This is a genomic window from Vibrio limimangrovi (assembly GCF_054064025.1).
Window position 1 is genome coordinate 36,345 of the sequence record NZ_JBSUGF010000022.1, and the last position, 12,108, is coordinate 48,452.

The following is a 12,108-nucleotide window of genomic DNA, read 5'->3' on the forward strand; positions in this document are numbered from 1 at the left end:
TTACCACAAGGACGACCATTTGACTGTCGCATCGTCAATTCTCCCAAGAGTTCTGGTCATATACGCTCATCCAGAGCCACACAACTCGATAGCTAATCAAGTGATGATCAAAAGAATCGAACCGCTTGAGCACGTGACTGTGCACGATCTTTACGGTGCCTATCCGGACTTTTTTATTGATATAAACCACGAGCATGAACTCCTCATGAAGCATGATGTGATCGTGTTTCATCATCCTCTCTACATGTATTCCTGCCCGGCTCTGTTAAAAGAGTGGTTGGATCGGGTGCTGGGTAAGGGCTTTGCTTTCGGTGAAGGCTGCGCATTGAAAGGCAAATATTGGCGCAGTGTGATCACCACTGGAGGCAAAGAGGAAGCGTTCAGCATCAAAGGTTACAACAAGTATCCTCTAGAGCAGATTTTGCAGCCGTTTGAATTGACGGCGGCTCTGTGTCAAATGCACTGGTTAGAACCGTTGGTGCTTTATTGGTCGCGGAATGTCTCTGATATTGAGCGTTATGAGCACGCGGAGCAGTATCGTCGATGGCTAGGCGATCCGCTAAAAGATTGGAACGCGTCAAACGAACAGGGAGTTCAGCATGGCAGTCACCAGTGAGTTTCTCCAAAGCAGTGTGGTTTTTCTTTCCGCTGCGGTTGTTGCGGTGCCACTTGCCCAGAGGTTTGGGTTGGGATCAGTGCTGGGCTACCTATTGGCCGGGGTTTTGATTGGTCCATGGGGACTGGGATTGATAAGCGATGTCGATGCGATTTTACACTTTGCCGAGCTCGGGGTTGTACTGCTGCTATTCTTGATCGGTTTAGAACTGAATCCTAAGAAGCTATGGCAGATGCGCGGGCCGATTTTGGGGCTCGGTGGCGCTCAGGTTGTCGTGACCACTGCGGTGATTGGTAGCATTATCAGCTTGTTTGGTTTTAGTATGCAAGTAAGCTTGGTTATCGGCATGGGGTTAGCGTTGTCCTCGACTGCGATCGCTTTAAGAGTGATCGAAGAACAAGGGTTGAACGGTACTGAAACCGGCCAATCCGGATTTGCTGTTCTGCTGTTTCAGGATATAGCCGTGATTCCAATGCTAGCGGCATTGCCCTTATTGGCTGGAGAACAAAATGTCGGCAGCTGGTTCGACGCGCTGACTGTATTAGGCAGTGTGATCGCGTTGCTGATTGGCGGCCATTTCTTGTTGCGACCACTGTTTCGTTTTGTCGTGATGAGTGGGGTACGCGAACTTTTCACGGTCGCTGCTTTGTTGGTAGTTCTCGGAATCGCGGTAGTGATGCAAAAGCTTGGGTTGTCGATGGCCTTGGGAACTTTCTTAGCGGGCGTGCTGTTGGCAGAAAGTGAATACCGACATGAGTTGGAAATCGCCATCGAACCTTTTAAAGGACTACTGCTGGGACTGTTTTTCATCGCTGTTGGTATGGCTGTGAACCTTGGTTTACTGGCGTTACAACCTTTAGAAATTCTCGCCGCTGTTTTGGCATTGGTCATAGTTAAAGGGCTGGTGTTGTATGCCTTGGCTCGCTGCGCCCGCGTTCGACCTAAAGCGCGTAGCCGCATGGCTGCCATTTTGAGCCAGGGCGGTGAATTTGCCTTCGTTATTTTTACTGCAGCCAGTCAGGAAGGGATCTTAACCAAAGAACAAGTGGCGTTCCTGTTGGTCGTAGTGAGTTTGTCGATGGTCACCACACCCCTTTTACTGATGGGGCAAAAGAAGTGGTTTGCGCATACGTTGAATCAAGAGGAAGAAAGCGTCACCAGTCATGTGGTCGATCGCCGCCCTCGGGTCATCATTGCTGGTTTTGGCCGTTTCGGGCAAATTGTCGGTCGATTGATGTATGCCAATAAAATTAAAGTCACCGTTTTAGAGAGTGATGCCAGCCAGATACACTTGTTGAGGAAGTATGGCTACAAGGTGTTTTATGGTGACGCAACACAGATTGACCTGTTACGTGCCGCTGGTGCTGATAAAGCGGAAGCGTTGGTGATTTGTACCGACTCTCCGGATGAGGTGATGGCTATCGTTGATATCTGCCGTGCGCATTTCCCTAAGCTCAAATTACTCGCCCGTGCCCGAAGCCGGGTAGAAGCTTATCAGCTAATGAGCCATGGCGTGCAGAACTATTCACGTGAAACCTTCTTAGGTGCCCTTGATCTTGGACGCCAGACGCTCGTTGAACTCGGCATGCATCCATATCAAGCAAAGCGGGCAGAAGCACATTTTCGCAGGCTGGATAATGCTATGCTTAAAGACTTGCTGCCTCAGCACAGTGAAGATAAGAAACTCGCTCAAAGAGCGAAAGAAGCTCGTAAAGAGCTGGAAGAAATTTTTGGTCGTGAAATGGAAAGCGATCATCAGTCGCCCAATCATTGGAAGTAGTACTTGAGCTCAGGCTCAAGATAAGGAAATAGCGTGAAAGTTAAGAAACGTTTTATTGCTGGTGCAAGTTGTCCACAGTGCAGCCAGCAAGATACCCTACGCTGGTGGATCGAGAACAACATAGAATTGGTTGAGTGCGTTGAGTGTGATTACACTGAGCAGCGTAAACCGCAATCTGTAGAGAAAAATAAACACTCAGAACAGGAAATGATCGGTATTTTTAAGCCGGAATAATTGAACTTCGATAATAGATCCCCATAATACTACCATCTTGGTACTTAACCCCATTTTGGTTAAGTCAGTTAATCTCTCTGGAGTTAGTATGAAAATTGAAAAGAACGTTGTTGCAAGCATTGCATACAAAGTCATGTTGGAAGACGGTGTAGTGGTTGATCAGTCAACAGCTGAAGCGCCGCTAGATTACATCCACGGTCACGACAACCTAATCTCTGGTCTTGAAAAAGAACTTGAAGGTAAAGTGGCTGGCGACAAGTTCTCTGCAACTGTAGCTCCTGAAGATGCTTACGGTGAGCACAACGACGCTCTAGTACAGCGCGTTCCTGCAGAAGTATTCCAGGGTGTTGACCAAATCGAAGTTGGTATGCGTTTCCTGGCAGACACTGATCAAGGTCCAATCCCTGTAGAAGTAACTGAAGTAGATGGTGACGAAGTAGTGGTTGATGGTAACCACATGCTAGCTGGTCAAACACTAACGTTTGAAGTGGAAGTAGTAGCAACTCGCGAAGCTACGGCTGAAGAGATCGAACACGGTCACATCCACCAAGGTGGTGGCTGCTGTGGTGGTCATGATCACGACCATGGTCACGATCACGATCATGAAGGCGGCTGTTGTGGCGGTGGTAGCTGCGGTTCTCACTAATTCGCAGCCCCAAAACTAGATAACACTATCTAGGTTCTGAATTATAAAAGCGCAAGTTGATGACCAACTTGCGCTTTTTGTTTATCTGATGTTTAGTGCTGAATAGTTAATTAAGTTGTTGGTAACGTTATGAACAAACCATTTTCTATCGCCATTCATGGTGGTGCGGGCACCATCCTGCGTGAACAAATGAGCGATACATTGCAACAAGCGATTTTGGCGGATTTGGAATCTGCAGTAAAAGCTGGTTATCAAATATTATCGAACGGCGGAGAAGCTCTCGATGCTGTCGTTGCTGCGGTCAAAGTGCTGGAAGATTCACCCCACTTCAATGCCGGTAAAGGGTCAGTGTTAACGCATAATGAAATGGTTGAGATGGATGCCTCTGTTATGGATGGTAAAACTCTGGCAGCAGGTGCGGTGGCTGGCATTCGACATATCAAAAACCCAATTGAGCTGGCGCGTGATGTGATGCAAAAGAGCAATCATGTCCTGTTGGTTGGCGACGGGGCCGAAACATTCGCCTTTGAAAATGGACACCAATATACCGAACAAGATTACTTCTTTACCGATCGCCGTTATGAGCAGCTTTTGTCGATGCGTGAAAAGGGCGAGTTTGCGCTTTCTGAATCCCGCTATCCAGATGATCGTAAACACGGAACAGTCGGTGCGGTGGCACTGGATCAGCATGGGAACCTGGCTGCGGCAACCAGCACTGGCGGTGTAACCAATAAAAAATACGGTAGGGTCGGTGATTCGGCACTGATTGGCTGTGGCACGGTGGCCGAAAATGGCGTGGTGGCAGTTTCAACGACAGGTGTGGGTGAGTTCTTCATTCGTAAGCGTGTTGCGGAAGATGTCGCAGCGAGAATTCGTTACCTCAAAGAAGACATACATACGGCTTGTGAAGCGGTGATTCAGGGGGATCTCAAAACCATGGGCGGTGAAGGTGGTTTGATTGCTATTGATGCCGAGGGAGAACTGCATTTTGCGATGAACAGTTCCGGCATGTACAGGGCTGGCATCAACACTCAAGGCGAATTGAGTGTCAAAATCTACGTCGATGATTAGGTATTTAAAGGCTATAAAGAACAAAGCCCAGCGAGAGCTGGGCTTTGTTTAATACTGAATATCAGTAATGTGGCGGTGGTGGCTCATTTGCCGGATCTTCCATATTGGATGAATCCATATTTTTTACTTTGCCCACCACGTATTTCATCTGATCCTGCATTTTGGTAATCAGCAATTGTTGCTGAGATAAAGCTTGGTTCAGATCGTCAATCGTCTGTTCTTGGAACGCAGCCTGACACTCAAGGTCATTAATCCGTGCTTCGAGTTGCTGAATAAGTTTTTCTGTCATGATCCGTTCTCTAGCTGCCAGGCTTGAGCTATACCTGCTGAAGTGGCAGTAATTACACGTTGTTTGGAATCAAAGGCTGCATCATACACGACCGCGCGAGGAGGGCGAGTATCTTTTTTCGGCTCAACTTCAAATCCATCAATTCGCTTGCCAGTTTGAGTATCCCAGATGGAAACCTGTCCAGAAGGGCTTCCGGTGACCAGTTGCGAGCCATCATCAGAGAATCGTGCGCTGGAGAAAATAAGCTGACGAGACCAGCTACTCAGATTCGACACTTCTTTTCCAGTCTCTAGATCCCAGATTACCGCCTGCTCACCGCCATCGGAGCTCATGGCCAGTTTCCCGTCACGCTGCAAAGCAACACGAACCACTCTTTGTTCATGTTCAAAAGAACGCAGTATCTGGCCGGATTCGGTATCCCAGAGGTAGGCTTTGTAGTCATTGCCACCTGTCAGTGCGAATCGGCCATTGGGCGATATCGCGACGGAATTGACTTTTTCCTGATGAGCAAGGAACTCAAGACGTCGCCCGGTGACTAAGTTGACGTAAATTGCTTTACCGTTTGAGAGTCCAAGTAGCACCTGTTCGCCGTTGCTTGTGATATCAACGGCGCGAATCAAAGCGTCTGAAACCGACCACAGGCCTTTGGCTTGCGTCCAGCCGAGATCCCATACAGCAAAGTTCATCTGACCTGCGGTCACCGCATAACGGCCGTTGTCTGAGATGCGAATATGGGATACCACATTGGCGTCGGCATCCAGTTCGCCAAGCTGGGCTAATTGCACATTTTTCTCAAGATCCCACAGCATCAAGTGGTTCTGCTGAGAATAAACCAGGGCGAACCGTCCATCCCGGCTAAGAGCAAAGCTGGTCGAGCCTTGTGGTTCCAGGGGCCAGCGTTGCACATTCTGCTCGGTAAAAAAGCAACCATTTAACGTGGTGATGACAATTAAATATAGGAATAAATGAGAAATTCTTTGCATCACATCTAATAATCCGGTTTGTGTCTTGAGACATATAGCTAGTATATTGGTATAACGATTGTCTTCACTAGTCTCATGGAAGATTTGTGCACAACAACCAATGGCGAAGCCATTATTGGGAGAATTTAATGAAATCAGTTTTAAAAGTGTCGCTACTTGCAGCAACAGTAATGCTAGCGGTAGGTTGTCAGAAAGAAGAAGAAACAAAAGCAGAATCAGCACCTCAAGCTGAGCAAGTGCAAGCAGAAACCGGCAAAGCAGTTCACTTTAAAACCGACGATGATAAAGCGGCATACGCAATCGGTGTTTCATTTGCTAACTACCTAAGCGCTAGCATTGAGAAACCAAGCGAAATCGGTATCGATCTAAACAAAGATCTTGTTCTTAAAGGCATCGAAGATGTATTTAAAGGTGGCGCAGAGCTAAACGAAGAAGAAACACGTGCCGCGCTGGAATCTCTGGATAAGCGCGTTGCAGATAAGATGCAGGTACAAGCAGCTGAGAAAGCGGCGGCAGCGAAGAAAGCTGGCGATGATTTCCGTGCTGAGTTTGAGAAGCAAGAAGGCGTAGTGAAAACGGAATCTGGTCTTCTTTACCAAGTGATTACTCCAGCTGAAGGCGAGAAGCCGAAAGATACTGACACAGTACAGGTGCACTACAAAGGTACACTGACTGATGGTACTCAGTTCGACAGCTCATACGATCGTGGCGAGCCAGCAACATTCCCTCTAAACCGTGTAATCCCAGGTTGGACGGAAGGCGTACAGCTAATGCCTGTGGGTTCTAAATTCAAGTTCGTTATCCCGCCAGAGCTAGCTTACGGTGACCAGGACACGCCAAGTATTCCAGCTAACTCAACGCTAGTATTCGAAGTTGAGCTACTAAAAGTTGAGAATGACAAAGCTGAGTAATCTGAAAAACTTACGCTAAGTTGTTGAAAAAGGCCCGTTTAACGGGCCTTTTTTGTTCTAGGTCACTAGTTGGAGAGTTTGCTAGGTTGCCTTTCAAATTTTCTGATAAACTTACACCAATTTGTTGATTTTTCGCTCGAAGGCTTATGACAACTACAGATACAATAAATGCGGAGATGCTGCTCGAAATGGAATCCGTTCACGTGATGCCATTCACCGAGCACGATAAAATCATCTTGAGATCATACGAAGCGGTCGTTGATGGTATTGCCAGCCTGATTGGCCCGTTCTGTGAGATCGTTCTTCACTCTTTGGAAGATCTAAATACCTCTGCGATTAAAATTGCCAATGGTGAGAATACTGGCCGTCAGGTTGGTTCGCCTATTACTGACTTAGCACTCAGAATGCTCAAGGACATCGAAGGTTCTGAGCGTAACTTTTCCCGTTCCTACTTCACACGCGCGAAAGGCGGCGTATTAATGAAGTCGATTACGGTGGCGATTCGCAACGGCGAGAACCGTGTTATCGGTCTGCTATGTATTAACGTCAACCTCGATGCGCCATTCTCACAAGTCCTGCAATCATTCATGCCAACACAAGAGGCAAAAGAAGCCGCTTCATCGGTGAACTTCGCAAGCGATGTTGAAGAGCTAGTGGATCAGACGGTTGAGCGTACGATTGAGGAGATTAATGCGGATAAATCAGTATCGAACAATACCAAGAACCGTCAGATCGTCATGGAGCTGTACGACAAAGGTATTTTTGATATTAAAGACGCCATCAATCGAGTGGCTGATCGTCTGAATATCTCCAAACACACCGTTTATTTGTACATCCGTCAGCGTAAAACTGAGGATGAATAAGCGTGAGTGGATTAACTTACACGTTAGTTGTGAATGGCCCGGTTTACGGTAGCCAATCTGCTCGCAGCGCCTATCAATTTGCTAAGGCCCTGATTGAGCAAGGTCATACGCTGGTGAGTGTGTTTTTCTACCAAGACGGCGTGACAAACGGCAGCTCACTTAGCGTACCTGCGAATGATGAATTTGATCTGGGTAAAGCATGGCAAACCTTAGCCCAAGAGCATGATGTGCGGCTGGAAACCTGCGTGGCAGCGGCTTTGCGACGCGGTGTCATTAGTGAGGAAGAGGCCAACTTGCACGGTTTAGTGCAAAATAATCTGGCTGAAGGTTTTGTTCAGGCCGGTTTAGGCAGCTTAGCCGAGGCGATGTTAACCCAAGACAGAGTGGTGCAGTTTTGAGTCAGTTAACTTATCTATTTCGCAGTGCGCCGCATGGTCGCTCTTCTGGCAGAGAAGGGGTTGATGCCCTGCTTGCCGCTTCGGCTTACTGCGAAGATATCAGTGTGATTTTCATCGGAGATGGCGTTTACCAGCTTTTACTGGGTCAGGACCCGAGTGCGATTTTAAGCAAAGATTACGCACCAATGCTTAAGTTGTTCGATCTGTATGATATCGAACAAGTGTTTGTGTGCTCAGAATCACTGGCTCAGCGAGGGTTAGCTCAAGCCGACCTGGTCATCGATGCGAAGGCACTATGCGTTGAGCAAGTAAAAGAGAAACTGCAACAAGCAGGTAAACTGCTGTCATTCTGAGGAAGTCATGTTACATATCATCAAAACCGTCTCTGCCTTAGAAGAGGCAGTGGTCGTGTACAGTGAGCAAGACGACATTTTGCTCATCGAAGATGCGGTGTATGCGGCTAACCCACAGCATCAAGCTTTCCGCTATGTCAAAAATATCTCAGTGTTTGCGCTAGAGAGCGATATTCAGGCGCGTGGGATAGCGAATCGAATCAGCCCGTCGGTAACGGTAGTGAACGACTCAGGCTTTGTTAAACTCACGGTAAAACAAGAGAAATCCCTGACTTGGGATTAATGGTTATTTCCTGTCGATAACGCTTTACGGACGAATTGCTCTAATTGAACAAAAAAGATCCGTTTAATTCTTGACACACCTCTCACTGCTGCATAGAATTTTGCGTCCCTAACTACCAACGGTGGTTTGGGATAGATTTTTCACAAAGCTTACTTTCAAGTAAATCAGGAGCTAGTTAATGGCAACTATTAACCAGTTGGTACGTAAACCTCGTGCAAAGCAAGTTGTTAAAAGCAACGTGCCTGCACTAGAAGCGTGCCCACAAAAACGTGGTGTATGTACTCGTGTTTACACTACTACACCTAAAAAACCTAACTCAGCACTTCGTAAAGTTTGTCGTGTACGTCTGACAAACGGTTTCGAAGTTACTTCGTACATCGGCGGTGAAGGTCACAACCTTCAAGAGCACTCAGTTGTTCTAATCCGTGGCGGTCGTGTAAAAGACCTTCCAGGTGTGCGTTACCACACTGTTCGCGGCGCACTTGACTGTGCTGGCGTAAATGACCGTAAACAAGGTCGTTCTAAGTACGGTGTGAAGCGTCCTAAGTCTTAATATTTCTCTGTAAAGAAAGCGTTAAGTAAGGCCAAACACTAAATTAATTGTATTTTTTGATAAAACTGAAAAGTTTTGGATAAAACCTGAAGAAGACAACGGAGAATATTCCATGCCACGTCGTCGCGTCATTGGTCAGCGTAAGATCCTTCCAGATCCTAAATTCAAATCTGAATTGCTGGCAAAATTCGTTAACATCCTAATGGTTGACGGTAAAAAATCTACTGCAGAAAAAATTGTTTACACTGCACTAGATGCTATGGCTGAAAAGTCTGGTAAAGACCACTTAGCTATTTTTGAAGAAGCTCTTGAAAACGTACGCCCTGCGGTAGAGGTTAAATCTCGCCGTGTTGGTGGTTCAACTTACCAAGTACCTGTAGAAGTACGTCCGGTTCGCCGTAACGCACTTGCTATGCGTTGGTTGGTTGAAGCTGCGCGCAAGCGTGGTGAAAAATCTATGGCTCAACGCCTAGCTGCTGAAATGCTAGACGCGTCTGAGAACAAAGGTACTGCTGTTAAGAAACGTGAAGACGTTCACCGTATGGCAGAAGCGAACAAAGCGTTTGCACATTACCGTTGGTAATACCTTTTCAGTGCTGCAAGGTTCCTTGCAGCACTTCTTTAGTTCCTATGCCTATGCTAGGAACTATTGCTATATCTAGAGGACAGCTTTTTTCGAAGACAGTTTTTCTCGAAGATAGTTTGTTTAGCTGACAGTTTTTTAGCTATAGCAATAGTCCCTATCTCTAATAAGAGGATTCAATCGTGGCTCGCAAAACTCCTATTGAGCGCTACCGTAACATCGGTATCTGTGCTCACGTAGATGCAGGTAAAACAACGACTACTGAACGTATTCTGTTCTACACTGGTCTGTCTCATAAAATCGGTGAAGTTCACGATGGTGCAGCAACCATGGACTGGATGGAGCAGGAGCAGGAACGTGGTATCACTATCACTTCTGCGGCGACTACTACTTTCTGGCGTGGTATGGAAGCACAATTCCCAGAGCATCGCGTAAACATCATTGATACCCCTGGACACGTTGACTTTACCATCGAAGTAGAGCGTTCTCTTCGCGTACTTGATGGTGCAGTGGTTGTGTTCTGTGGTTCATCTGGTGTTGAGCCTCAGTCTGAAACGGTTTGGCGTCAAGCAAACAAGTACCACGTTCCTCGTATGGTATTTGTGAACAAGATGGACCGTGCAGGCGCAGACTTCCTACGCGTTGTGGACCAAATTAAGAATCGTCTTGGTGCGAATCCTGTTCCTATCCAACTAAACGTTGGTGCAGAAGAGAACTTCAAAGGTGTTATCGACCTTATCAAGATGAAAATGATCAACTGGAATGAAGCCGACCAAGGCATGTCGTTCACATACGAAGACATTCCAGCAGACATGATCGAACTTGCTGAAGAGTGGCGCAGCCATATGGTTGAATCTGCTGCTGAAGCTAGCGAAGAGCTGATGGATAAGTACCTTGAAGAAGGTGAGCTTACTGAAGCTGAGATCAAGCAAGCGCTACGTACCCGTACAATAAATAACGAAATCGTACTGGCCACTTGTGGTAGTGCGTTTAAGAACAAAGGTGTTCAAGCGGTACTAGATGCAGTGATCGACTTCTTACCATCGCCAGCCGACGTGCCTTCAATTAAAGGTGTCGATGAAAACGAAAATGAAGTTGAACGTCATGCAGATGACAGCGAACCATTTTCTGCGCTAGCGTTTAAGATCGCGACCGACCCATTTGTGGGTACGCTTACTTTCATGCGTGTTTACTCAGGTGTTGTAAACTCAGGTGATGGCGTTTACAACTCGGTAAAAGAGAAGAAAGAGCGTTTTGGTCGTATCGTTCAGATGCATGCAAACAAGCGTGAAGAGATCAAAGAAATTCGCGCTGGTGATATCGCTGCTGCTATCGGTCTGAAAGACGTAACGACAGGTGACACTCTGTGTGATCAGAACCACAAGGTGATTCTGGAGCGCATGGAATTCCCTGAGCCAGTTATTCAGATTGCTGTAGAACCTCGTTCTAAAGCAGACCAAGAGAAAATGGGTATCGCGCTAGGTAAACTGGCTGCGGAAGATCCATCATTCCGCGTGGAAACGGACGACGAAACAGGTCAGACTCTGATCTCGGGTATGGGTGAACTTCACCTGGATATCATCGTCGATCGTATGAAGCGTGAATTCAGCGTTGACTGTAACGTTGGTAAACCTCAGGTTGCTTATCGTGAAACCATTCGTGGTAAAGCGGAAGTGGAAGGTAAGTTTGTTCGCCAGTCAGGTGGTCGTGGTCAATACGGTCATGTGTGGATCAAACTTGAGCCTTCAGAACCTGGTGCAGGTTTCGTGTTCGTAGACGAAATCGTGGGTGGTGCAGTTCCTAAGGAATACATCAACTCGGTAGCGAAAGGTATCGAAGAGCAAATGAATAGTGGTGTTCTAGCGGGTTACCCTGTACTAGATATTAAAGCTACACTATTTGATGGTTCTTACCACGATGTAGACTCAAGTGAGATGGCGTTTAAGATCGCTGGCTCAATGGCATTCAAGAAAGGTGCTCTAGAAGCGCAACCTGTGATTCTAGAACCAATGATGAATGTCGAAGTAACTACTCCGGAAGATTGGATGGGTGACGTTGTTGGTGACCTAAACCGTCGTCGCGGTATGATCGAAGGTATGGACGAAGGTGTGGCTGGTCTTAAGATCATCCGTGCTCAAGTTCCACTATCTGAGATGTTTGGTTACGCAACTGACCTACGTTCTGCAACTCAAGGCCGTGCGTCTTACTCAATGGAATTCCACGAGTATGCTGAAGTGCCTAAAACCTTTGCAGAAGCAATCATTGCAGAGCGTGGTTACTAATTGACGGTTAAACGGCAAAAAGTTTATGACTTTTTGCCGGATCAAGCCGTCCAAATATTGCGCTAACGGACGTTGGAGCATAAAATAACAATTTCTGGCGCGTCGTCGATCAATAATGATCACGGCGAATCATAACTAGGAAGGAACACGATTGTGTCTAAAGCAAAATTTGAACGTGTAAAACCACACGTAAACGTTGGTACTATCGGCCACGTTGACCACGGTAAAACAACTCTAACTGCAGCTATCTGTACTACTCTTGC

Annotated in this window: 16 protein-coding genes; 14 read left to right on the forward strand and 2 right to left on the reverse strand. The window is 46.8% G+C overall.

Annotated features, from left to right (window positions below):
• Positions 1 to 19 precede the first annotated feature (19 nt).
• The 5 genes from kefG to ACWYU8_RS21300 all read left to right on the forward strand — a co-directional run bounded on the left by kefG (position 20) and on the right by ACWYU8_RS21300 (position 4,347).
• A complete protein-coding gene (kefG, locus tag ACWYU8_RS21280) occupies positions 20 to 616 on the forward strand; it encodes a glutathione-regulated potassium-efflux system ancillary protein KefG (protein WP_457521734.1) in 597 nt (198 codons plus the stop codon).
• Complete coding sequence (gene kefB, locus ACWYU8_RS21285) at positions 600 to 2,396, forward strand: glutathione-regulated potassium-efflux system protein KefB (protein ID WP_457521735.1); 1,797 nt, start codon at positions 600 to 602, stop codon at positions 2,394 to 2,396. Before kefG ends, kefB begins: the two co-directional genes overlap by 17 nt.
• Before the next feature lie 33 nt (positions 2,397 to 2,429).
• Positions 2,430 to 2,630: a YheV family putative zinc ribbon protein gene (locus ACWYU8_RS21290; protein WP_444496505.1), complete on the forward strand. Its 201-nt coding sequence runs from the start codon at positions 2,430 to 2,432 to the stop codon at positions 2,628 to 2,630.
• Between the two features lie 88 nt (positions 2,631 to 2,718).
• Entirely contained in the window at positions 2,719 to 3,276 is a 558-nt protein-coding gene (gene slyD, locus ACWYU8_RS21295) for a peptidylprolyl isomerase (protein WP_457521736.1), read from the forward strand.
• 129 nt (positions 3,277 to 3,405) lie between these two features.
• The gene (locus ACWYU8_RS21300; protein ID WP_457521737.1) at positions 3,406 to 4,347 is read left to right on the forward strand and encodes an isoaspartyl peptidase/L-asparaginase family protein; all 942 of its coding nucleotides are present in this window, start codon (positions 3,406 to 3,408) and stop codon (positions 4,345 to 4,347) included.
• Positions 4,348 to 4,408: 61 nt separating this feature from the next.
• On the opposite strand, the gene ACWYU8_RS21305 is transcribed toward ACWYU8_RS21300, so the two are convergent.
• Positions 4,409 to 4,636, reverse strand: a complete 228-nt coding sequence (locus tag ACWYU8_RS21305) for a SlyX family protein (protein WP_014233178.1) — start codon at positions 4,634 to 4,636, stop codon at positions 4,409 to 4,411.
• Entirely contained in the window at positions 4,633 to 5,619 is a 987-nt protein-coding gene (locus ACWYU8_RS21310; protein WP_457521745.1) for a WD40 repeat domain-containing protein, read from the reverse strand. The genes ACWYU8_RS21305 and ACWYU8_RS21310 overlap by 4 nt, the downstream gene beginning before the upstream one ends.
• A 128-nt stretch (positions 5,620 to 5,747) precedes the next feature.
• Here ACWYU8_RS21310 and fkpA point away from each other — a divergent pair, with 128 nt between their 5' ends.
• The 9 genes from fkpA to ACWYU8_RS21355 all read left to right on the forward strand — a co-directional run.
• Positions 5,748 to 6,530 carry an FKBP-type peptidyl-prolyl cis-trans isomerase gene (gene fkpA, locus ACWYU8_RS21315; RefSeq protein ID WP_457521738.1) on the forward strand — a complete coding sequence of 261 codons (783 nt, stop codon included), beginning with the start codon at positions 5,748 to 5,750 and terminating at the stop codon, positions 6,528 to 6,530.
• A 146-nt stretch (positions 6,531 to 6,676) separates the two neighbouring features.
• Positions 6,677 to 7,393 (forward strand): helix-turn-helix transcriptional regulator, encoded by a 717-nt coding sequence (locus ACWYU8_RS21320; RefSeq protein ID WP_444496500.1) that lies wholly within the window; start codon positions 6,677 to 6,679, stop codon positions 7,391 to 7,393.
• Positions 7,394 to 7,395: 2 nt separating this feature from the next.
• Positions 7,396 to 7,791: a sulfurtransferase complex subunit TusD gene (gene tusD / locus ACWYU8_RS21325; RefSeq protein ID WP_457521739.1), complete on the forward strand. Its 396-nt coding sequence runs from the start codon at positions 7,396 to 7,398 to the stop codon at positions 7,789 to 7,791.
• Positions 7,788 to 8,144 carry a sulfurtransferase complex subunit TusC gene (gene tusC, locus ACWYU8_RS21330; protein WP_457521740.1) on the forward strand — a complete coding sequence of 119 codons (357 nt, stop codon included), beginning with the start codon at positions 7,788 to 7,790 and terminating at the stop codon, positions 8,142 to 8,144. Before tusD ends, tusC begins: the two co-directional genes overlap by 4 nt.
• A gap of 7 nt (positions 8,145 to 8,151) precedes the next feature.
• On the forward strand, positions 8,152 to 8,427 hold the full coding sequence (gene tusB / locus ACWYU8_RS21335) for a sulfurtransferase complex subunit TusB (RefSeq protein WP_457521741.1): 276 nt from the start codon (positions 8,152 to 8,154) through the stop codon (positions 8,425 to 8,427).
• A 178-nt stretch (positions 8,428 to 8,605) separates the two neighbouring features.
• On the forward strand, positions 8,606 to 8,980 hold the full coding sequence (gene rpsL / locus ACWYU8_RS21340) for a 30S ribosomal protein S12 (RefSeq protein ID WP_004399892.1): 375 nt from the start codon (positions 8,606 to 8,608) through the stop codon (positions 8,978 to 8,980).
• A gap of 112 nt (positions 8,981 to 9,092) precedes the next feature.
• Entirely contained in the window at positions 9,093 to 9,563 is a 471-nt protein-coding gene (gene rpsG / locus ACWYU8_RS21345) for a 30S ribosomal protein S7 (protein WP_021707400.1), read from the forward strand.
• Between the two features lie 182 nt (positions 9,564 to 9,745).
• Positions 9,746 to 11,845 carry an elongation factor G gene (gene fusA, locus ACWYU8_RS21350; protein WP_457521743.1) on the forward strand — a complete coding sequence of 700 codons (2,100 nt, stop codon included), beginning with the start codon at positions 9,746 to 9,748 and terminating at the stop codon, positions 11,843 to 11,845.
• Positions 11,846 to 11,998: 153 nt separating this feature from the next.
• Positions 11,999 to 12,108, forward strand: a 110-nt coding sequence (locus ACWYU8_RS21355) for a GTP-binding protein (protein ID WP_457521746.1), incomplete at its 3' end; no start/stop codon positions are given.